The 23,129-nt window shown below is 66.6% G+C and carries 13 protein-coding genes; 3 read left to right on the forward strand and 10 right to left on the reverse strand.

Annotated elements, in window-relative coordinates; translation table 11 throughout:
- Window positions 1-98 precede the first annotated feature (98 nt).
- The 9 genes from K340_RS31840 to K340_RS0120235 form a co-directional block, all read right to left on the reverse strand.
- A complete protein-coding gene (locus K340_RS31840; RefSeq protein ID WP_084614694.1) occupies window positions 99-2,333 on the reverse strand; it encodes a TIM-barrel domain-containing protein in 2,235 nt (744 codons plus the stop codon).
- A 220-nt stretch (window positions 2,334-2,553) separates the two neighbouring features.
- Complete coding sequence (locus K340_RS34600) at window positions 2,554-5,490, reverse strand: family 20 glycosylhydrolase (protein WP_161632150.1); 2,937 nt, start codon at window positions 5,488-5,490, stop codon at window positions 2,554-2,556.
- 241 nt (window positions 5,491-5,731) lie between these two features.
- On the reverse strand, window positions 5,732-8,749 hold the full coding sequence (locus K340_RS0120200) for an MGH1-like glycoside hydrolase domain-containing protein (RefSeq protein WP_029138038.1): 3,018 nt from the start codon (window positions 8,747-8,749) through the stop codon (window positions 5,732-5,734).
- Window positions 8,750-9,109: 360 nt separating this feature from the next.
- Entirely contained in the window at window positions 9,110-11,941 is a 2,832-nt protein-coding gene (locus K340_RS31850) for an alpha-L-rhamnosidase (protein ID WP_084614695.1), read from the reverse strand.
- Window positions 11,935-13,122 (reverse strand): L-rhamnose isomerase, encoded by a 1,188-nt coding sequence (rhaI, locus tag K340_RS0120215; protein WP_029138040.1) that lies wholly within the window; start codon window positions 13,120-13,122, stop codon window positions 11,935-11,937. The genes K340_RS31850 and rhaI overlap by 7 nt, the downstream gene beginning before the upstream one ends.
- Before the next feature lie 76 nt (window positions 13,123-13,198).
- Complete coding sequence (locus K340_RS31855) at window positions 13,199-14,044, reverse strand: carbohydrate ABC transporter permease (protein ID WP_051267019.1); 846 nt, start codon at window positions 14,042-14,044, stop codon at window positions 13,199-13,201.
- A complete protein-coding gene (locus tag K340_RS0120225; protein WP_029138041.1) occupies window positions 14,041-14,976 on the reverse strand; it encodes a carbohydrate ABC transporter permease in 936 nt (311 codons plus the stop codon). Before K340_RS0120225 ends, K340_RS31855 begins: the two co-directional genes overlap by 4 nt.
- The gene (locus tag K340_RS0120230) at window positions 14,973-16,304 is read right to left on the reverse strand and encodes an ABC transporter substrate-binding protein (protein WP_029138042.1); all 1,332 of its coding nucleotides are present in this window, start codon (window positions 16,302-16,304) and stop codon (window positions 14,973-14,975) included. The genes K340_RS0120225 and K340_RS0120230 overlap by 4 nt, the downstream gene beginning before the upstream one ends.
- 65 nt (window positions 16,305-16,369) lie before the next feature.
- Complete coding sequence (locus K340_RS0120235) at window positions 16,370-17,353, reverse strand: acetylxylan esterase (RefSeq protein WP_029138043.1); 984 nt, start codon at window positions 17,351-17,353, stop codon at window positions 16,370-16,372.
- A gap of 350 nt (window positions 17,354-17,703) precedes the next feature.
- Here K340_RS0120235 and K340_RS0120240 point away from each other — a divergent pair, with 350 nt between their 5' ends.
- Window positions 17,704-18,756, forward strand: a complete 1,053-nt coding sequence (locus tag K340_RS0120240; RefSeq protein WP_037365956.1) for a LacI family DNA-binding transcriptional regulator — start codon at window positions 17,704-17,706, stop codon at window positions 18,754-18,756.
- Here K340_RS0120240 and K340_RS31860 read toward each other — a convergent pair.
- Window positions 18,753-20,348, reverse strand: a complete 1,596-nt coding sequence (locus K340_RS31860) for a PucR family transcriptional regulator (RefSeq protein ID WP_037365934.1) — start codon at window positions 20,346-20,348, stop codon at window positions 18,753-18,755. The two genes, K340_RS0120240 and K340_RS31860, sit on opposite strands and share 4 nt — an antisense overlap.
- Before the next feature lie 127 nt (window positions 20,349-20,475).
- Here K340_RS31860 and K340_RS0120250 point away from each other — a divergent pair, with 127 nt between their 5' ends.
- Together K340_RS0120250 and K340_RS0120255 are read left to right on the forward strand one after the other, a co-directional pair.
- Window positions 20,476-21,555, forward strand: a complete 1,080-nt coding sequence (locus K340_RS0120250) for a DUF917 domain-containing protein (RefSeq protein ID WP_029138045.1) — start codon at window positions 20,476-20,478, stop codon at window positions 21,553-21,555.
- Window positions 21,552-23,129, forward strand: a complete 1,578-nt coding sequence (locus K340_RS0120255; RefSeq protein WP_029138046.1) for a hydantoinase/oxoprolinase N-terminal domain-containing protein — start codon at window positions 21,552-21,554, stop codon at window positions 23,127-23,129. Before K340_RS0120250 ends, K340_RS0120255 begins: the two co-directional genes overlap by 4 nt.

The raw sequence follows: 23,129 nt of genomic DNA on the forward strand, positions 1-23,129 counted from the left end.
GACGTGCCGATGAGTTCGTCAAGTGCGCAGAAGTGTCACGCGCCGGCCGGAGTTTGTCGGAGCGAAGGCGTCCGCGTATCGGCGGCGGATGGCGTCGATCAGGAACCGGCACCCCGCGCGACCCCGGCCAGCGCCGCCTTCAGCAGCCGGTAGTCCGGGCCGCCCTGCCGGATGAACATCGGAGTCACGTTCAGCGGCGCCGGGTAGCTGCGCACCCAGCGTCCACCGGTGATCGTGGTCCGGTGATACGGGTCGAACCACTTGCCCTTCGGCAGGTAGATGTCGCGGGTCACCGCATCGTCGAGCACCGGAGCGGCCAGCAGCGAGTCGCCGAGCAGCCACTCGTCATCAACGGTGTAGGTCGGCTGCTCCTTCGGGAAATCCCAGAACAGTGGCTTCATCATCGGTTCGCCGGTGGCGACCGCCCGGTCCTTCTGCCGCAGGATGTACGGCGCCAGTGCGCCGTGCTGCTCGACGGCCTGCTTGTACAGCTGGACCGTCTCGTCGTCGTAGGGCACCCACGCGCCGGTGGTGGAATCCGTCACCCCGGTCGGTGCGGTGGACGAGTACATCAGCGGGGTCAGCGCCGAGGCCTGCGCCCAACGGACCAGCACCTGCTTGGTCGGTGGCGGATTGCCCAGCGAGCCACCGATCATGTCGCTGGTCACGAACTGGTGGCCGGTGGTCGACAGCGCCAGCAGCTGATGCATCCCCGCCTGCAACGACTTCCAATTGGTGCCCTTGTCGACCTCGCGGGTGACGAAGCCGTATTGCTGGCTGCCGGTCCAGTGCACCCGGATCCCCATGCCCTGCAGGTCATATTGGTCGGCCAGCTGCGCGCCGAGGGTCTGGTAGTCGGACATGCTCAGATCACTGCTGTAGGGCGCGCAACTCTCGTCGAAGAACCGGGTATCGAACTTGAAGCCGTCAACCCCGAGGTCGCCGACCAGGGAGTTGAGCTGTCCTTCGTACCAGGCCTTCGCGGCCGGGTTGGCCAGGTCGACGATGCCGGCGGTGCCGTTCCACCAGGTCACATCGCACGGCTGGGAAGGGTCGCTCGCCGACTTCAGCAGCCAGCCGTTCGCCTTGGCGGTCTGGTAGTTCTGCGAGTCGGTGTTCAGCCAGAGGGTGACCCAGAGCCCGAACTTGTAGCCCATCGAATGGATCTGGTCGACCATCGCCTTCGGGTCCGGGAACTTCGAGTTGAAGGTGAAGTCGCCGTAGTGGCTCATCCAACCGTCGTCGAGGTTGAAGGTGTGCGCCGGGATCCCCGATGCGTGCAGGCTGTCCGCCCAGTCCAGGAACGACGACTGGGTGACGGACGTGTAGAACTGCGCCCAGGAGTTCCACACCGTCGATTCGTACTGGTAGTCGGGAGCGTCACTCTTGGTCGGCGTTCCGGTGATGCCGACGTAGTCGTGGTAGACGTCGGCCGGGGTCTGCTCGACGAACACCGTCTGCTCCAACGGCTTTCCGCTGTCCAGTTGGAATCCGGCCTCACCGGCCCTGGCGGCGCCCAAGGAGACCGTCATCGTCTGGTCGGTGTCGATCAGGATCCCGGATGCCTTGGAGGTGAACCAGAACGGCTCGACCATGTCGTAAGACGCGGGGCCGAAGGCGGTGTCCAGCACCGGGCCCGAGTCCAGCGGCCATGGCTGATCGGTGTACGGCCCGCCGTTCGGGGTCGCCGCCTCGCCGTGCCCGTACCAATGTCCGGAGGCGGCCATGTCGTAGTGGACGGTCAGGGCCGCGGCAGTCACCCCCTGCACCACCGCGTTCAGGGCGTACCGGTCCCGACCCGGGTCGATGGTGACCAGCACCGAGTAGTCCGGGTTGGTGGTGTTGACCACCAGGGTCAGCGTGTGTCCGTTCCAGGACGCCGAGCGGACCGAGGTGGTGCCGACCCAGGTCGAGGACCCGGCTGCCCGGAAGTCGTAGGCGGGGATCGGCGCGTCGACCGTCGCCAGCACCACCGCGCCGGCGCGTCGGGTGGTGAGCTGGAACCGGGACTTGTCGATCTCCACGCGATAGCCGTTCCGGCCGGCGCCGACGGTCAGCGTCGCGCTGTCGGCCGTCGACCGGTACACGGTTCGCGGCGCGCCGGGCTTTGCCAGCGCCGGGTCGGCGCCGGCCAGCTCGGCAGCGGCGCCGGCCGGGTCGGCAGCAGCGGGCGCGGCACCACCGGGGTCGGCGACGGGCGCACCGGCGCCGGCGGCGGCGGGGACGCCGACCAGTCCGACGACGAGGGTGACGACGGCCAGCACGACCGTGCGGATCGATCGTTTCGGCGTTCTCCGGTTCCGGCCGGCGGCCACGCTGCTGGGCTCACTCATCTCGGCAATCCCTTCGGATGACGCCCGGCGTCGCGAGCGATCGTGGGTAGAAGGAGCCCATCAAGACCAGCACTCGTGATCATTGCTGTCAATAAAATCAACAAACAATGCAGAAAAGTACACGCATTGCCGCCTGGTCCCGACCCTCAGTGATCAATTCGGGTGCACGACGTAGGCCCATCCGGGGCCGATGCCCGGGAGCCCACCACGAGCGGTGTCGTCAGCCGATGGCCACGTCGAAGACGTGCAGAGCCGGCTGCCCGCGCACCGCGGTGGCCGAGACCACCGGCAACGTGAGGGCCTGCACCGTCTTGGCCGGATCGACCGGGATCCGTTGGAAGAACAGCTGGGTGCGCCGCTCGGTGTGACCGGTCGAGGAGCTGTTGCGGTAGGCCATGGTGGCCAACACCGTCGAGCCCGCCGGCGGCGCGCTGCTCCAGTCCGGCGTCGACTGGACGACCGTCTGCGAGGTGCCGTCGGTGTAGTGCACCACCCACTCGCCGGACACCGGGCCGTAGCTGGCGGCGGTCAGCACGCCGATCGCGGTGCCGGCGGCGTCGATGGTCACGCTCTGGCCGTTGGCCAGCACGTTGTTCGGGGTGGCGACCGCCGCGTCGGGCCAGTGCACGGTGACGCCGGACTCGGTGAACGCGGTCCCCGGAACCACGCCCGCACCGGCCAGCGCCTGCTCGGAGTAACTCGATCCGGCGCCGTCGAATCCGACACCGAGGGTCGGCGGATTCACTGCGGCGTCGGAGGTCACGCCGACCCCGGTGAAGGCGGCCGACAGTACCGGGAAGGGAACGGTGACCAGCAACTCCGCGGTAGCCAGTTCCACTGTCTCGCCGAGCGATCGGCCGGTCACGGTGAAGGCAGCGGTCGCGCTGCCGGGTTCGGCGCCGCCGCTCACCCGCACGTCCGCCGACGCGCTGCCGCCGGCCGGCACCTGCAGCGTCCCGGACCGCGGCGACACGGTGACACCCGCCGATGGCGCCGCCGACCACTGGACGTCCGCCGGTAGCGACGACGAGTTCGTCACCGTGATCGAGGCAGTCGCGCTGCCGTCGACCGGCAGCACGGTCTGCGGATCCACAGCTGCGGAGAACTGCGTCGGCACCAGCGCGCCACGCGGATAGGCCCGGATCTCGTACAGCGAGTAGCCGTACTTCGTGCCGCGCTCCGTCATCGACAACCGCAGGTACCGACCGTGTCCGGAAACCGGCAGCACATCGGTCTTACCGTCACCGGTCGAGGTGGCGAAAACCGTTGTCCAGGAACGCAGGTCGTCCGAGACCTCCAACGAGTAGCCGCTGGCGAACGCGGTCTCCCAGTTCAGCACAACGGTGCCGAGGTCGGCCGATGCGCCGAGGTCGAGCACCACCGACTGCGGTTCGGTCTTGACGCCACACCACCTGGTACTGGTGTCCTCGTCGACCAGCATCGCCTCGTGGCAGGCCGGCGTCTCCCGAGACGACGACCAGACCAGCGCGCCGTGCGCCAGGTTCTGATCCGTCCCGGTGCGCAGGTCCCACTGCGGCGAGGTCCCGACCAGTAACGCCCTGGCCGCCAACGCATCCCAGCCGCCGTTCAGCGGCGAACCCCACAATTGCTGGATCATCGCCCTTAGCGGCATCTGCAGCCGGCCGGCCTCCTGCTTCTCGGTGGCGGCGGTCGGGGTGTCGTTCCACAGATGGAGCTGACCGCCGAGCACTCCATCGGCGCCGGGCGCGGTGGTGTTCTCACCGATCCATGGGTGGTACTGGGTCATGTCCCACTGATCGAAGATCTCCCGTGGGTCGAGGTTGTTGTAGGCCGTCGTCGAACCCGGAACGTCGTACAGCACATCGCGATCGGCATTCGTGATCCGGTAGCCCTGGTCCAGGAAGTCCTGGGCGAGGACGCCGCCGTGCTGCGACGACCAGTACTCCAGCACGATGTCCTTGTTGGCCTGCAATTGCGAACCGCCCTGGCCGCCGTCGTTCCAGATCCGCATCGTCTTGCCGTGCGCGGTGACGATCGAGTCGAGGTAGTTGGTGAAGTCCAGGACGGCGTCGTGCGAGTTCGCGTCCGGGCCGTACTTGTTCTTGGCCCAGTCAGTGAGCACCGGATACTTGTTCCAGTCGCTGGTGTATTCGTCGCCGCCGGTATGGATGTAGCGGCCCGGGAACAGCGGGATGAGCTCGTCGAGGATCTCGGTGACGAACGTCCGCGCCGCCGGATTGGTGGGATCGAGGTTGTTCGCGTTGCGGGTGCCGTTCGCGTCGGCGATCTGGAGGTCCGGGTGGTTACGTAGGGCGAAGTTCATGTGCCCCGGCATGTCCAGCTCCGGGATCACCTCGAGGTGATACTTCGCGGCGTAGGCCACCAGGTGCCGTACCTGCGCCTTGGTCCAGTGCTCCGGCGAGACGATCTCGGGGTGGGTGTCGCTCTCGATCCGGAATCCGGCGTTGTCGGCGATGTGCCAGTGGAACTGGTTGTACTTGAGGTAGCTCAGCTCGCGGATCTCCCGCTCGGCCCAGCCGGGAGTGAAGTACTTGCGGCCGTTGTCGATCATCAGGCTGCGTTCGGCATATTGCGGCCAGTCGTGCGCGACCCCGCCGGGGATCCGGTCCGACTGCCCCAGCAGCTGCAGCACGCTGCGGGTGCCGGAGAACGTTCCGTCGGCGGTCGGCCCGGCGATGGTGACGTCGTAGTCAACGGTGATCCGGCTGGCTTCGGGACTGTGCTCGGTCCAACTCGGATCGAGAGTCATTCGAATGACGCCGGGTCCGTCCCCCGGCACCCGCTTCTTGGTCTGTACCAACACCTTCCGGCCGGTCAGGGCGTGCAGGTCGTCGGCGAAGGTGTGTGCATCGGCGGTCAGTTGGGCCGCGTAATCCGGGTCGACCTGCAGCTGGATCGCGCCCGGCTTGAGGACGAAATCCCGGCCGCCGGGCTGCCACTGTTGCAGCGCCGGCACGGTGACCGGAACGCCGACCGCCGGCGGTGTGGGTGCGGACAGTTCCTGGACTGACGCGGGCGCACCGGGGGCTTCCGGGGCTGACGCGGGCACACCGGAGCCCTCCAGCGCTGACGAACCGGCCGCGGCCGGCGGCGCCAGCAGCAGCGCCCCACCGATTGCTGCGCTCGCGACGACCGCCAACAGCGGTCGGAACATCAGGGAACGGAAGTGGGCGGTGGACCGCGGTCGCATGGCGTGCCTCTCACCGACGCCGGACGGCATCGTCCGCCAGACCATAGGCAGCCCGCACGATGCAGGTCAATGGTCCGACCACACCGCGAGTTTCGCCGAGGCTCGGCGAAATACCCCGCGTGGCAACGGTTCTACTTCGCGAGATACGACAGTGCGTACAGCGGGTTCGTCTAGCAACGCGGCGAGCAGCCTCGTGGGCGGCACCTCAGCGGGCCAACCGCACCCGCTTTCCACTGCGGTAACGGACCGTCTTGGACCGTCCGGTTCGTTGATCCCGCACGGTGATGGTCGACCGCCTGACCGTGATCTTGAGGACCCGACCGCGGTAGTGCACCTGGTCCACCGAAACCCATCCCACCTCGGACGGCAGGTTCGGGGCCGCAGTGAGTCCGGCGTGCGGCTCCGCGTCGATGCCCAGCACGCCGTACAGCACGCCGACCGGAGCCATGCCGCTCTCCGGGAAGGGGAAGTCGACTCCGACGGGGCCGGCGCCGATCTCGTTCTGCAGCCCGATGCCGTCGATTAGCGGGCTACCGCCACACAGCCGATCGGCCAGGAGGTATCGGTCGAGTAACGCGGTGACCCGCCCAAAGGCGTCCGCCGCTGACGAGTAGCGAGCGCGGGCCATGATGTCGTATCCGGACAGGTACAGATCCCCACCGCCGTCTTCGAGTTGGTCGCCCCAGGGCACGATGACGCCTTGCCAAGCCCAGAGGTACCAGAAGTTGTTCTTCCGGCTGGTGGTGCGTGGGGTGAAACCCCACTTGGTGATGATGTCGGCCGGCCCGTTCCGGTAGGGAGACACAACTGCGATGCGCAGCGGACCTGGGACCTCCGCACCATTGACGGTCGCCCGGCCGCCGTAGTCATCGGCGGAGACCAGCCACCCCACCCGTCCGACGGTGTCGGAGACCTCGACGGTGTAGTGCCCTGGCGGGCAGTTCGGGACGTCGATTGCGTGGAACCCACCATCGGCAACGACCGGTATCGGGACCGAGGAGACGGCCTCCCCGTCGATGCCACCAGAACGCACGGTGATGGTGGCGCTGGAATCTTTGCCTCCGTAGGTGAACAGGTGGACGGCAACCTGGGCAAAGGCTCCGCCGCTGGCGGAAGTGTCGAACTCCTGGGCAATCACCTGTCCCTCGGTGATCTCGTGCACCGCGCTGCCGTTCCCGAGCAGAATCAGGTTCTCCGTCACCTCGGTGGCGCCGTTGTCCAGCCAATCGAGGATGCTGGCCCCCATCGAATCGGTCGGCAAACCCGCGGCCATGGCTTCAGTATTGACGTACACCGAGCCGTAGTCGTGGACCTTGCCGTCGACGTCGACGGCTTGGACGTATCGGCCTTCGGCGGAGTTCCAGAAGGTCTCGTTGTACGAGGCACGAATGCGATCTGCCAGCTGCTGCCACTTCTGGGCGGCACGGGTGCCACCTGCCTCGCACTCCAGTTCGTACATCGCCCTGGCCGCGGCATAGAAGTACAGGTTCGTGTAGGCGTCCAGGTGTCCATGGGAGATCAGGTCCCAATAGTTGATGCCGGTAGCGTTGTCCCGCCCCGTGTGTTCGGGCGAGCCACCCGGCGCATCGACCGTCACCAGACCGCTGGCGCCGTTGAGATTCCGGGTCAGAAACTCCATGGCGCGCCGGACTTTCGGCATCATCCGGCGTAGGAACCGAGTGTCACCGGTCCAGGCGTAGTAACGTGCGGCAGCCACGATGTACAGCGGGTTGGTGGTGAAGTGGCGGGTGTCGTAGACGGTCGGATCGGGGAACGGCCAGCCCCGGGTATTCGCCGGGTTCCACGTCCATACGTAGCCGTCCTCGTCGAGCGTGATGCCCTCGAGGTTGCGGCGCTCGCCGTCGCGGAGCGGACTTCCGGTCCAGTCCAGGATCCGGGACATCCACTCCTTCCAGTCGGTGCCGACGTTGCCCGCGAAATAGCTGAATCCGCGATCCCGGAACATCCGGGTCAGCGGCTGTCCCAACAGCGGGTGGTCGGACTCGAAGGTCGGGAAGTATGTCGGCAGCGGGGTCTCCGCTGGGCGGACGCTGAACCGGAAGGGGTAGCTGCGGGTGTCGCCGGCCGTCATCGGATGCTTCAACACCTCGTCGGGGGCATAGCTGTTCTGCTGGAACTGATGCGTCATCGTGGCATCGGTCATGATCCAGTTCAGCTTGATATCGTGCCAACCGAAACGAAGGTCATAGCCGTTTTGCCCGGAGAAGTGGATCCACTCCCGGGCGACGGATGACGGGAACACCGAGTTCGCGCCGATCTCCATCGACTGTTCGCCCCAGACTGCGGGCCGCCGTTTGTGCAACTCGATGGGAATGTACTGACCGGTGCTGTCGAAGAACTGGGAGAACGGCGTCGTGACCGGATCGGTGGTGTCGTAGCCGGCCTTCGCCCAGGCGGTGGTCAACCGGAACCCGTCGAGACTGACAGTCCGGTCCCGTTCGGCTGTAACGGTGAGGGTGCTGTCGAACTCGGAACGATCCAGACGGATGTCCCAGGTGCCGACGAACTCTCTGACGCCCGGATTCGAACGCAGCGCGAAGACCAGGTCGGCGGCCGGATTCGGGATCAGTCCGTCGGCGTACATCTGCCCACCGTCGTAGCCGTTCTGATCGGAAAAGAGCACACCCCAGCCGGAATCGTCCGAGCGCAGTTCGAAGAAGTAGGTCGCGCCGGGCGTGCACTCCAGATCGCCGAGGTCGATCCAGGTCAGCACCGCTGGGTGTGCTGCGGCGGGGGTTGCCAATTGGCCCGGAGCGATCTCACCAACGAACAGCGGCGCCCCGGTGGGACCGTCCGAACGCACGGTGATCTGCAGCGGGCGGGTCGGTGCGACGCCGTATGCCACGTACAGGCCCAGTCCGAGCTGACCGAGACTGGAGGTCGGCGCGGTGAAGCTCTGGCCGACACCCGGTTGGAGCGCCGGGTCGTAACCGTGGTCCCAATCCCCCGGCGCGACCACGGTCGTGTTCGCGAACGGGATGTTCTCGATCCGCAGTCGGTTCGCAGTTGCCGTGAACCGGGTGTCGGGACCGCCGCCGATCAGCTTCGAGCCGTCGGCGTCGAGCTCGAATCGAAGGCCGCCGGCCGTCAGCAGATTCGGGCCGAAGCGACCCTTGCCTGCCGGGTCGAACCGGAGTTCGGTGAGGGTCCCGTTGTCTCCGGCCGCCGACACGACGGCATTACGGAGTGCATAGCTGGTCATGGCTGGTCTCCCTTCCTGGCTACTGCGGTGCGATCGACCGGTCGATCGGCCGCATCTTCGGTCGAGCGACAACAGGTCGCAGACTGGGATCAAGGTTTCGTTGCAGAGCGGGCGAGGTCAGAATCAGCCCGTGGCCGGCACTCACCGGTAGTCCGGCCGGAGCGGCCGGAGCCGTGGCCGTGGCCGAAGCCGCGGCCATTGCTGGTCCGGCCGATCGTGGCGGCGCCGTGGCGTCGGGTCGGGCAGCTGGTTCTGTTGCCGATGCCGGCGCCGGATTGCTGGCGGCAGTCAGTCCCGCGGCAACGGCAGTGGTGGCAACGCCGGCGATGAAAGTCCGTCGGGGCATCGATCGGGGTGAGCTCATTTGCTGTTCCTCCTGTGGGTTGTGCCTGCGTGCTCGATAAATCGACGCAGTTCGGGGGCGAGTTGATCGTCCGGAGCCAGCGGAACGGGAACAAAGGCGTCCAGGATTGCGGCCGGTGGCCGCGACAGGAACGGCGCGAGCCTGGCCCCGAGCGCACTGGCCGATGGCACGGCGTTGTGCTCCTTCAGCAGCGTCAACAACGCTGCGAACAGCACCGGATCGTCGAGCAGGTCGCGAACCTGCTGTGGCGCAGTGGTGCGTACGGGATCCATCCGAAGCGACCAATGATGGGTTCCGTGGCCCCGCACCTCCGGCTCATCCTGGTTCGGCAACCAGATCTGTGCGTGGACACCGACCGGCACAGTGACGGTGAGTTCGAAGGTGTCATCTCGAAGGGACCACGCGGTGCGAGCAGTTCCGTAAGGCGTGTCCAACCCCGCACTGGCGTGCCTCAGCCCGCCACCGACCTGCGGCGCGACAGTCAGTCTCCGATAGCCCGGCTCACCGGGTGCCAAGCCGGCGACCTGACGATGCAGCCAGTCGGCGACGGCACCCAACGCGTAGTGGTTGAAGGACGTCATGATCGGAGTGTTGATCGTTCCGTCGGACGCCATGGAGTCCCACCGTTCCCAGATGGTGGTTGCTCCCATGGTGATCGGGAAGAGCCAGGACGGACACTCGGTCTGCAGCAGCAGTTGATAGGCCAGGTGCGCGAACCCGTTGTTCGTCAGGGCATCACACAACAGCGGCGTGCCCAGGAACCCGGTCGCGATGCAGAAACCGTTGATTCGCACCAGGTCTGCCAGCCGCTGAGCCGCCGCTCGGCGCTGGGAATCGGAATCGATCAAGCCCCATTCCAATGCCATCGCGTACACGGTGGGCGCGTCAGACACAATCCGGCCGCCGGGGGTCAGGTACTCCGCGCGGAACGCCAGCGCCACTTCCTGGGCCAATCGACCGTAGTGATCTGCTTCATCCGCCAGTCCCAGTGCCTTGGCCGCCTGCACGAGCAGTGAAATCGATCGGTAGCGGTAGGCGGTGGCCACGATGTCCGGGTCGGCTTTCGCCCGCAGCGCGTCCTCGGGCGGAGCCGTCGGGTCGAGCCAGTCGCCGAACTGGAACCCGCCGGTCCACAGGCCTTTGCTGTCGCTCGCCGCGGTCACCGCATCCACCCAGGACCGCATGGACGGATAGCTGCGGCGCAGCGTCACCAGATCGCCGTATCGCTCGAACAAGGTCATCGGGACCACGGTGGCGGCGTCGCCCCAGCCGCAGACAGGTGCCGCCGCCGAGGCGGCCAGGACGTCGGGGACGACGACCGGTACGCACCCGTCGTCGGTCTGTTCGACCCGCAGGTCCGTCAGCCAACTCGACAACGTTCCGGCACAGTCGAACAGGAAGGCCGCGGTCGGGGCGAAGACCTGCAGGTCGCCGGTCCAGCCGAGTCGTTCGTCGCGTTGTGGGCAATCGGTGGGGACATCGACGAAGTTACCCCGCATGCTCCACACAGTGTTCTCGTGCAACTGCTGGACCATCGGATCCGAGCATTCGAAGAAGCCGGTCCGACGCAGGTCTGTCCCGATCACGACCGCGGTCAGATCCGTTGCGACGACGTCGATGCCCGTGATTTCGGCGTATCGGAATCCGTGGTAGGTGAATTCGGGTTCCAGCAGCACCTCGTCAGGACCGGCGAGCAGGTAGGTGTCGGTCGCTTTGGCGGAGCGCAGCGCCTCGACGGCGAGCTCACCGTTCTGCAACGCTTCGGCATGTCGCACCACAACCCGGTCGCCCGGCGCGGCGCCGGTGCAGCGCACGCGTACCCATCCAACGAGGTTCTGCCCGAAATCGACGATCGTCCGGCCATCCCCCAGGGCCCGGCACGACACTGCCGGCACCAGCTCGGTGCGGCGCACCGGCGGCCCGTCGGGCGCCACCAGCTGGCCGGTCACTGCAGAGCCGATGCGAACGCCGCCCGTTCGACCTGGTCGGGCTCGCAGGTCGGTGGTTTGCCCGTCGTACCAATCGTTCTCCATGATGGCACTGTCAGCTGCGACCCAATCGGTGTCGGTGGCGATCACCCGGCGGCACCCGGCAGCGTCGGTCACCTCCATCTGGGCGATCGCACCGAGATCCGGTCCGTAGTGTCCCTCGGTCGAGTCGATACTCATGTGCCCGCGATACCAGCCGTTGCCGAGCAGGATCTCGATCTCGTTGTCTCCCGGCACCAGCAGTTCATTGACGTCGAACGTCTGGAACCGCAGCCGCTCCCGATACGCGGTCCAACCCGGCGCGAGCACGTGATCGCCCACCGCACGTCCGTTGATCCTGGCGCTGTAGACGCCGTGCGCGGTGATGTACAGCCGGGCGTGGCCACTGGTCGCCGCGGGCTCGTCGAGCCGGAACCTGCGGCGTAGGACGGGCGCCGGCTCGCCGAGGCGACCGATCCCCACCGGTTCGATCAGCTGCGCCACCCAGTCTTCGGCGTCAAGCAGGGTGGCCTCGAACGGGACCGGATCCGACCAATCGCTGACGAGGCCGCGACCACCGACCCGGACCCTGACGGTTCCGCGTTCTCTGGACCGCAGGGGTTCGAACGGCCAGCGCACCAACACCTGGTCCAACCCGTCGACCCGCGCGGCACGGCACTCCCCGTCGCCCCTGCTCACCTCTACGTCCGCGTACTCCTGGCGCCAATCCGCTGGGGCGCCGGGAATCTGCCAGGAGATGGCTGGTTCGGCCGTACCGAGACCGAATCCGTCACGCAGGTGCTCGAACCGGATTGCGAACGGCGCGACCGGCGATACCTGATCGATCTGCACGGTCACCATCCCGCGGGCTCGCCGAGGCGGGTCTCGGCCCGCCGCTGCTGCTCGCCGGAGGCCAGGTAGGCGGCCAGCGGGTCGACCTCGACGCCCAACTGTGCTCGCACCTGCCCCAGAAGCGGCCGGACGTCGGTCTCGAACGCGTCGTTGAGAACGGTATTGGCGCCCACCACATCCCCTCGGCGCTGTGCTTCCCGGAGCGCGTCCCCGTCGACCAGCAGCGCTTTGGCGAACGCCGTCTGCATCGCCCCGACGCTGCGGAGCATCGCGGGGATCTTGTCCTCGACCATCGCGCATTGGTCGATCTTGTACAGCACGTTGGCGGCGGTAGCGGCGACAGCCGGGTCCTGGTCGTCCTCGGCGGCGATCAACTCGGCAATGATCAGGAACAGCTCGAGCGGGTTGATCGCGCCGACGAACAGGTCGTCGTCGCCGTACTTCTTGCTGTTCAGGTCGAATCCGCCGAGTCGGCCCTCGTCGAGCAGGGACGCGACAATGTGCTCGATGTTGACGCCGAGCGCGTGATGCCCGAGGTCGACCAGCACCTTCGCACGGTCTCCCGCGTGCCGGCACATCGCCAACGACTGCCCCCAGTCCTGCACGTCAGTGTGGTAGAAGCCAGGTTCGAAGAACTTGTACTCCAGCAACATCACCATGTCCGGGTCCAGTTGCTCGTGGATCTGCTGCACACCGTCGATCACACGGCGCCGACGTGCTCGAAAGTCGGCCTGCCCTGGATAGTTCGAGCCGTCGGCAAGCCACAACGACAGCTGCTTTGAACCAGTCTGCCGCATGATGTCGATGCACTCGGCGACATGTTCGAGCGCCGCATGCCGAATTCCGGGGTCCTGGTTGGCCAGCGATCCGAGCCGGTACTGGTCGTCCTGGAACAGGTTCGGACTGATCGACCCGATCGCGACCCGCCGCTCCAACGCGTAGTCGGCGAGTCGACCGTAGTCGTCGACGCGATCCCAGGGAATATGCAGAGCGACCGTCGGTGCTACCCCGGTAAACGCGTGCACCGTCGCTGCGTCGTCGATCTTCTCCCATACATCGCGCGGCGTGCCAGGGGTGTTGAACACTTTGAATCTGGTCCCAGTGCTGACGTAACCCCAGCTCTGTGTCTCGATGGTGCGTGCGGTCAGACGTTCCTTGACCTCGTCGTCGGTGTGTGTTCGCAGTGCCATTCCAGGCCTTTCGGTATATGCGGGTGTGCTGCCTGATCGGTGCCTCGGACGATGGGATCGGATCTCGACCCCGGGGCTAGTCGATGCCGCTGCCGACGATCCCCTTGACGAACCATCGCTGGGCGAGGACGAAGACGATCGCGACCGGGATGATGCTGATCACGGAGGCGGCCATCCCGACCGCGGGTGAGGACAGCGAGTACTTGGAGACCGCAAGTGGGGCCAGCGCAACGTTGAGCACTCGATGCGCCTCGTCGTTGGCGACCAGCTGCGGCCAGATGTACTGATTCCACGCGCCGAGGAAGGTGATCGAGGCATAGGTCGCGATCGCGGGCTTTGCCAGCGGCACGGCAATAGAGACCAAGATCCGGGTCCAGCCGGCACCGTCGATCTTCGCGGCGTCGATCAACCCAGGGGGAAGTTCGGAGAAGAACTGGCGGAACAGGAGGGTGCCGAAGGCGGTCTGACACATGATCGGCAGGATCATCCCCGCGTAGCTGCCGAGCAGACCGAGCTTGTAGGTCACCACGAACACCGGGATCAGGGTGAGCTCGGCAGGTACCAGGTTCGGCACCAACAGGACAGCAAGCATGGTGCGGGAACCCGGGACCGGCAGGTGCGCGAGCGCGAATCCCGCGGTCAGGGTCAACGCCAGCTGGCCTACCACGATGGCCACCGCGAAGAACACCGTGTTGAGGACGGTACGAGTGGTCAGGTATCCCCACGCCTCGGAGTAGTTGTCGGGTTGCAGCGACGAGGGAAGCCAGCGAAGCGGTGATGCGGCGAGATCTTCGGCACTCATCAGCGATGCGGAGATCATGTACAGGAACGGAATCGACATCACCACGGCGACGAGCACGATCGTCGTCTGTCGAATCGGATTGACCCGGCCGAGGCCGGACCGGGCTAAGGTGGTCGTCATCGGCGGAACCTGCCGAGCAGCCGGACGATCAGCACTGCCGCCGCGACGATGAGCAGCTGAAAGACCGCAATGGCGCTGGCATACCCCATGTCGCCCCGGTCGAAAGCGACCTGGTAGCTATACAGAGCAAGCGTGCGGGTCGAGCCCAGCGGATTGCCGTCGGTCAGGATTCGACTCAGCGCCAGGCTCCCGGAGATGAATCCGAGGAACTGCAGGAACCCGACCAGCAGGGTGGCGGCCCGAACCGCCGGCCAGGTGATCGACCACATGGTCCTGGTCGGTCCCGCGCCGTCAATGGCCGCTGCGGCGAACAGGTCGTCCGGAATGCGTTGCAGCGCTGCCAGATAGATCATCGTGGTCAGCGGTAGGCTGCTCCACACCAGGATAACGATCAATGCGATCGGTGCCCAACCGCTGCTGTTGAACCAGTCCGGGCTGCTGATCCCGATCCAGCCGAGAACGCTGTCGGCGACCCCGCCACGACGGAACAGCTGCCCCGCGATCACCGCGACGACCGCGGCCGACGCCACCATCGGCAGGAACACCAGCGAGCGCCAGAGCCGGATCATCCGCACCCGGCTGTCCAGCAGATTGGCCAGCATGAAGCTGATCAGCACGGCCGGCGCGACCCCGAATGCCACGAACTCGACGCTCACCAGCAGCGCTTTCCAGACTTGCGGGTCCTGGACGAGGCGCTGGTAGTTATCCAGTGCGACCCAGATCGGCGGGTCGACCAGGTCCCAGTCCAGAAGGCTCAGTGCCACACCGGCGACGGCCGGGATCAGTACGAAGATGCCGAACCCGATCAGGTTGGGCAGCACCATCACGATGCCCGTCAGCCGATCCCTGGTGTGCCCGCGTCTGAGCGCCGGCGAACCCGGTCTCGTCGTGGGCACGCCGGCCACCGGCGGAGCCGTCGTCGTGCTCGTCATTTGCCGGATCGGGCCTCTTGCAGGGCGGCATTCACCTTGTCCTGGGCCGCCTTGAAGGCATCCTCGACCGACTTGCCGTTGAGTTCGACCTCCTGGAACGCCGTGCTGACCGCGTCGTCCAGGACCGCCTGGGAGGCGCCGGGAAGCTGCACCGCGAGTACCGCATTCTTCGCGTTGGTCGCGAACGCCTCCTGGTTTGCCGGCGGTGGCGTCGCCGACTTCCAGGATCCCTGTTCCAGCCCTTCAACCGTCGGCGGGATGACCTGGCCGCTCTCCTGCGCAACTTTCATTCCGCCGTCAGAGGCGTAGAACCAGGACAGGAAGGCCCAGGCCGCATTCTTGTGTTTGGCGTTGGCCGTCATGGACAGGCCGTATGACCCACCGCCGACGGTCGACTTTCCGTCGATCGTCGGCATCACCTGAACGTCCCACTTGTCGTCCTTGATCGACTTCTGCATGGACGGTACGAACGCACGAACGGTGATCACCATTGCGCTGCCACCGTTACCGAATGAGGGGGCGTTCGGGTCCGGCTTGATGGTATATGCCGCCTGCATCGTCTTGTACTGCTCCAACAGCAGCTGCCACGCTTTGATCGCCTCCGGCGAGGCGATCGGCGCCGTGTTGCTGGCTGCGTCATACACTTTGGCCCCCATTGCCTGCAGCACCGGGTTGTAGATCGGTGGCGTGTAGCCCTGGATGTCCAGTCCGTTGACCTTCCCGCCCGACTTCGAGTAGATCTCGGTCGCCGCCGCGTACATGTCCTGCCAGGTCCACGTCGCGGTCGGCAGATCGACGCCGAACTTCTCGAACAACGTCTGGTTGTAGAACAATGCAGTGGCGTCGGCGCTCACCGGCAGCCCGGTGATCTTCTTGGTGTCCGACAGCGGACGGTACTGGTCCAGGAACTGCGGGATGAACGTGTCGGTCTTCAATCCGTCCTTTCCCTCGGCGAGATACCCGCTGATGTCCAGGGTGATCTTCCGCTCGTCGAGCCGGTTGGCCAGCGTGTCGAAATTGAAGATGATGTCCGGAAGGTTCTCTGCAAGCCGGTTCGCAGTGAGATCTTGCAGATACGTTGCCGGGTCGGCCGAGCCGGGGACGACGGTCACCGTGCGTCCGGGATACTTCTTCTCGTATGCCTCGGCGTAGGACTTGAACTGAGGGACCAGCCCTTCGTTCATCTGCAGCGTGATCGTGCTGTTGTCCACCGGATCGGCGGGCGCCGTCGACTCAGACGTCGCGTCCGGGGCCGCCGAGCATCCGGCGAGCGCGAATCCGGACAGAGCAACGAGCACCAGTGCTCGCCTGCTGCGGGTCGATCTCATTGTCACTCCAGTCGATAGGGGTGGTGCCGAACGATGGGCGGACGTGGTCGTGCTGTCGGGGTGGGTCAGGACGATGGATGTCGATCACCGAGCAGTTCCCTGAGGAACTGCAATTCACTTCGCTCCTGCACGGCCGGGGCACCCTCGTGACTGCCGTATGGCAGGACCGTCATCCGGGTCGGGCCGGAGTAGTGGTTGTACGCGGCATAGACAGCCGACGGCGGAGTAACAGTGTCCATCAGCGCAACGGAAAACATGGCCGGCGCGGTGCACCGGGCGGCGAAGTTGACTCCGTCGAAGTAACCGAGGACGTCGAACACCTTCTCGACCTGTTCCGGATACATCGACAGATGGGTGGTGAGCTCGGAATATGGTGCGGTGTCCACCATTTCGGTGGCTCGACGGATGGCACACAGGAAAGGCAGGTGGCATACCGTGCCGAGCAACGGGATGTCCGTGATGGCCTGTGCGGCAAGCGCGGTCGCCGCGCCCTGGCTGACGCCTCGCAACAGAATGCACTCCGGGTCGATCTCCGGCAGGCCGGCAACCGTCTGTATCAGTCGGGCCGCGTCAACGAAAAGCCTTCGGTAGTAATAGGTATTGGCGTCGACCAGGCCGCGGGTCAGGAATCCTGTGCGGCCGCCCGTCAGGTCTGTTCGTCCGTCAGGAGTGGATCCGGTGAGGCCGCCGCCTCCCTGCCCGCGATTGTCCATCACCACGTGCGCGTATCCGTCGGCCACGTACGTCAGCCCCTGGTGTGCGCTGCCGCGCCCGTAGGAATAGCCGCAGTACTCGATGACGCAGGGCACCGGCTGACCGACCCCTCGGGGCAGCTGGAGCCAGGCCCGAACGGGTTGCCCGTCGTAGCCGGCAAATGTCAGGTCGAGGATCTCGACCGTACGCAGTTGGATATCGGCCGGCTGTCGGGTCAAGGTCCGCTCGGCTCCGTGCTCGAGGAGGGTCGCCGCCCAGAACTCGTCGAAGTCGGCGGGTTCCTGACGCGGAGGTCGGTACCTTTCGAGTTCATCGAGCGGCAGGTCGAATTTCACCGACCGGCCCCACGATCGACCGCATCGACCCGACAGGGGTCTACCCGTGCGGTTGGCGCTGTGCTTCTCACGTCGTTGTGCCTCAGCTTCCATGAGGTTTTGATTGAAGCGCTTCAATCATGGCACTGTAAGGACTCTCAGTTCGGATCGTCAAGGGCTTGCGGAGAATTCTTCGTTCCGTTCGATGCACGATCGCTGGTTCCGGCGCGTCGCAGCGCCCGGCCCTCCGGCCACCCGGCCTGCGCGATACTGTCAGCCACGTCGACCGATCGACCAGCACGCTCGTGTCCGGAACGGCCGACGCCGCGAGTGAACTGTCCGGAGGCAGCGGTGACGATCTGGTGGCAGCAGTGAGAAGGCCCGACCCCACTCGGCGCACGCGACCCGTCGCCGCCGACGTCGCCAGGGCAGCCGGGGTGTCGATGGCGACGGTCAGTAACTTTCTGAACCGTCCGCAGCTGGTTGCACCGAACACCGGCTCACGGATCGACGAGGCGATGCGCCAACTCGGCTACGTTCCACACGGCGCAGCCAGGCAGTTGGCGGCAGGTCGGTCCCGGTTGATCAGCCTGGTGGTGCTCGACCTGGCCAATCCGTTCTTCCTCGAAGTGGCCCGGGGCGTCGAGGATGTCGCCTCCCGCAACGGTTATGTGGTGACACTGTTCAACTCCGACGATTCGCCGACGCGGGAACAGCATGCCCTGCAGGCGATCGAGGAGCTCCGGGTCTCCGGTCTGTTGATCTCCCCGGTCGGTGCCCACTCCACGATGATCGGCAGAGTTCGAGCGGACGGGCTGCCGACCGTGTTGCTCGATCGCGGCGGCAGCAAGTCCGAAGGGTGCTCGGTCGCGGTCGACGACCACAGCGGGGGGGTCGTCGCCGGCGAGCACCTGATCGCTGCGGGCCTTCGGCGGTTTGCCTTCGTCGGCGGGAGTACCCATCTACAGCAACACCGTGCTCGATTGCGTGGGCTGAAGGCCGCGATGCGCGGCGCCGGCATTGCGGACAGCGACCTGATCATCGTTCGCGAGCAGATGTCGGTCGCCGGCGGACTCCGGGCCGGTGAGGAGCTACTGGCTCGGAGCCGAGGCCCGATCGGAGTGTTCTGCGGCAACGATCTGCTGGCCATGGGTGTCGAGCGTGCCGTGTTGACGGCCGGTCGACGGGTCCCGGACGACTTCGCCATCGTCGGCTACGACGACCTCACCTTGGCCAGTACTACTGCGGTCCCGCTCACCTCGATCGCCCAGCCGATGTACGACCTCGGCAGCACCGCGGCGCGACTATTGATCGACGAGATCCAGTCCGCCGGCCACCAGCACGAGCGCGTTCAGTTCAAGCCGCAACTCATCGCGAGGGACAGCACACCAGCGACCGACCGGCCCGGTGCCGAGCGGCACTAGCCGGTCGGGTCGGCAGCATGAACAGCCAGGTGCACCGCCAGCCTTTCCTCGGGCCGGTCCAGGTCGGCCAGCAGCAGGGACCGGATGCGGCCCAGGCGATGCAGCACGGTGTTGCGATGCAGACCGAGAATGGCTGCGGTCGCCGAGGTATTCGACTCATTGTCGAGATAGCAGCGAAGCGTATGGACAAGTTCCCCGCTCGGGTCGGCCGCCCGCAGCGGCTGCACCAGCGAGGTGGCGATCTCCTGCAGGGGCCCCTGCGCATACCAGCCGACCAGCATCCGTTTGATGCTCAGCGGATCGATGTGTTCAACGGCGCCGGACATTTCACGAGACCGGGCGAGCATTGCGGCGTCCTGGGCGGTCTGCAGGGAACGACCGATCCCGGACACCCCCTGCTCGGCGGAACCGACCCCCGCGCACAGACTCAGACCGGGAGTGGCCCGCTCCACCTCCAGCAGCGACCGACGGACGGAGCGCAGCAGCTGCTCGATCTGTGCCTGGCCCGGATTCACCTCGGAGGTGGTCCAGAACGCCCACCCGCCAGGCCGATTCACCAGCCCGACCTCGATGTCGTGCCGGGCCAACGACTCTTCGAGGAGCCGGCGCGCACCGCTCGGGAACGCCGTCATGGTGCCCTGCCGCACCAGGACTTGGACGGCAAGATGCCAGCCGTAAAGACGCCACTGCAACGAGGTCGCTCGTTCGACCGTCGCTGGCGACGGCTCGTCCCCTTGTTCCAGGATCTCGGTGAGCAGCATCGCCCGCCGCGTCCCCTCACGCTCGGCACGCAAGGCATCCGTGGACAGGTGCGCGGTGAACGCTATGGCCGCGACCTGGATCGCGGCGATCACCACATCCGCGGTGGCTGAGTCGCTCCCGGACAACCCGGCCAAGAACCACAAGTTGGCGCCGCCGGGCCAGTTGAGGGCGGCCGGAACGATCACCGTCACCGATCCGTTGGCGCTGTGAACCAGCTGCGCGATACCGTTCGCCCGGCCCGCCGCGCCGCCCTCGATGACCGTCCGGACCTGCTCGCCCAGCGGCAAGCTGGCGCCGTGCACGGTCCGCCCCGCGGCGTCCACCAGCGCCACCGGCACACCGAGTTCGGCAGTCAGTGCAGTCACCAGCTCTGCCGGTTGGCCCGCGCTTCGACACAGCCGGTTCACCGTTCGCATCAGGGTCGCCGCCGCAGCCAGAGTCGGCACCCGGACGTGCGGATCAAGTTCCGCGGCCAGTGAACCGGCGTGGACCCGAGGCAGTAGCAACAGTGCGATGCCAAACTTCTCCGCCAACCGTCGGGTGGACATCGGCAGCGTCCGGGGCGGCGCTTCGGCCACCACGCCCGCGATGCCGGCCCCGACCGCCCGGCGCAACAGCATCTCTGCCGATATGTCCTCGACCTGCAGCTGCGCGCGGTCGAAGACCACCAGCGCCTTCGCGGGCAGCTCGGCCACCTGGCGAAGTGAGCCGCCGGCGACGACCTGCCCGATCTCTCGCCGAGCCGCGTCGGGGCCACCGATCAGCTCCCCGCCCGCGAGCGATGGCACGGCGAGCAGGTCGGCGAGGGTGACAAGACCGCCGGCGGGCATCGGCTGACTATAAGCCCGCCGATGGGGCACCATGCCCGACCGATTCCGAATCGTTGTGCACTCTGCCCGATGACGTGACGGCCTCGGCACTCTTCAATGAGCCACACCACCTGGAAGGGGACGAAGGATGACCGGACGAGCGATCGGCCTGGACGACATCGAGGACCTCGCGCTGGGCGCCGTGGTCCTCGGGACCGGCGGCGGCGGTGACCCGTACGTCGCGAAGATCATGCTGGCCGAGGCGATCGAGAAGTACGGCCCGGTGCCCCTGGTCGATGCCGCCGACCTGGACCCGGACGGGCTGCTGCTGCCGGTTGCCATGGTCGGCGCTCCCACGGTGATCGTCGAGAAGTTCCCGAACGGCAACGAGGCGCATACCGTGCTGCGGGCGCTGGAGGAGCACCGCGGCGACAAGGGTGTGGCGGTGATGCCGATCGAGGTCGGCGGGATGAACACCCTGTTCCCGATCGCCGTCGCCGCCGAACTCGGCCTGCCCTGTGTCGACGCCGACTCGATGCGCCGAGCCTTCCCACAGATCGAGATGACATTGCTGACGCTGGACGGGATCTCGTCATCCCCGATGACGTTGGCCGACGTCAAGGGCAACTACGTCTACTTCGACGCACAGGACAACGCGACGGGCGAGAAGCTCGTCCGGGCCTGCGTGGCACAGATGGGCATGATCGCGGTGATGAGCGCCTATCCGATGACGGCGGCGCAGTGCGCTCGACATGCGGTGAACGGCTCGGTCACCTTCGCCCTCGAGATCGGCCGCCGGGTCAACGCCATCCAGCAGGGCAAACCGGGCGCGTACGACGAGTTCCTGACCTTCTGCGAGGCGCAGATCCTCTTCACCGGCAAGGTTTTGGACATCGAGCGACACACCACCGCCGGCTGGGCGCGCGGCACCGTCACCCTGGAGCACCTGGACGATCGGAGCAGGGTGATGCGCGTCGACATCCAGAACGAGAATCTCATTGCCTTCGAGGACGGGGTGCCGCTGGCCACCGTCCCGGACCTGATCACCCTGATGGACATCGAGACCGGTGTGCCGATGACGACCGAATCTCTCGGCTTCGGCCAGCGCCTTCACGTCATCGGGATGCCTGCCCATCCCAGATGGATCACTCCGGACGGGCTGGCACTGGCCGGACCCCGCGCCTTCGGATACGACCTGGACTACGTCCCGCTGGGCGGAGCCCGATGACGGCGCTGCGGGTCGGGCTCGATGTCGGTGGCACGAACACCGACGCGGTAGTGGTTGACGAAGCCGGCGAGGTGCTCACCTGGCACAAGAGCGCCACCACACCCGACGTGCTGGACGGGATCCGCTCCGCGCTGGCGGCCGTGCTCGCCGATGTCGACCGGGAAGCGGTCGGCCAGGTGATGCTGGGCACCACGCACCCGGTGAACGCCCTCATTCGTCGCCGCGGCCTGGCCAGGGTCGGCATCCTGCGGATCGCGGCTCCGGCAACCCTGTCCATCTCGCCACTGTCGTCCTGGCCCCGTGACCTGGCCGCACTGGTGCGCGGCCAGGTGGAAATCATCCGCGGGGGCCACGAGTACGAAGGCACCGAGATTTCTCCTCTGGACGAAGACGCGACCGCTGCGTTTGCCAGGGACTGCCGGGATCGCGTCGACGCCATTGCCGTCACCGGCGTCACCTCCCCCGCAAATCCGGACCATGAGCTGCGGGCCAGGGCCATCATCACCGAGATTCTCGGTGATGATTTCCCGGTCACGCTCGGCCATGAGGTCGGCGGTCTGGGCTTGCTGGAGCGGGAGAACTCGGCCGTCCTCAACGGTGCCCTGCGATTCGTCGGGCTGGAGATCGTGCACGGCCTGGAATCCGCGCTCGCCGCCGAGCAGCTGGATGCCGACATCTATCTCACCCAGAACGACGGCACATTGCTGGCCGCGGCCGAAGCGGCGAGGCGGCCGATCATGACCATCGGCTCCGGTCCCACGAACTCGATGCGCGGCGCCGCCTACCTTTCCGGACTGACCGACGCGATCGTGATGGACGTTGGCGGCACCTCCACCGACGTCGGCCTGCTGATCGACAGCTTCCCGCGGGAGTCGGCCCTGGCCGTCGAGATCGGCGGTGTCCGGACGAACTACCGGATGCCCGACCTGATCTCCGTCGGCCTCGGCGGCGGCTCCATCCTGCGTCCGGTCGATGGGACCGGGCCGGCGGCCGGTCCGGACAGTGTCGGTCACGAGATCAACCGCCATGCCCTTATCTTCGGCGGTGGGACGCCGACGCTCTCTGACGTCTCTGTGATGTCAGGGCGCGCCGACTTCGGCGACATCCGGCTGGCCGAAAAGGTTCTCGATGCCGGGCGGGTGTCAGAGACCATCTCCTGGGTGGACGATCGGATCCAGTTGCTCGCCGACAGGATCAAGGCCGCACACGTCGACCTGCCGTTGATTGCGGTCGGCGGTGGCGCACACCTGGTTCCTGATCGGGTCGAGGGCGTCTCCGAGGTCGTCCGGCATCGCTTCGGCGGTGTCGCCAACGCCATCGGCGCCGCCATTGCCGAGGCGTCTGGGTCGGTCGACAGGTCCATGCGCTACGACGATTCCAGCCGCGAGGAGTGCCTGGCGGAGGCGAGTGCCGCCGCAATCGACGCCGCCATCCACGCGGGCGCCGACCCCGCAAACACCCGCATCACCACTGTCAATGAGATCCCTATGGCCTACATGCCCGGCAACAGTGCCCGGGTCCAGGTCAAGGCCGTCGGTCCGCTGCTCGCCCGCACCACCACTGCATCGAAGTGA

The sequence above is a fragment of the Nakamurella lactea DSM 19367 genome (assembly GCF_000426645.1).
Lineage (GTDB): Bacteria > Actinomycetota > Actinomycetes > Mycobacteriales > Nakamurellaceae > Nakamurella > Nakamurella lactea.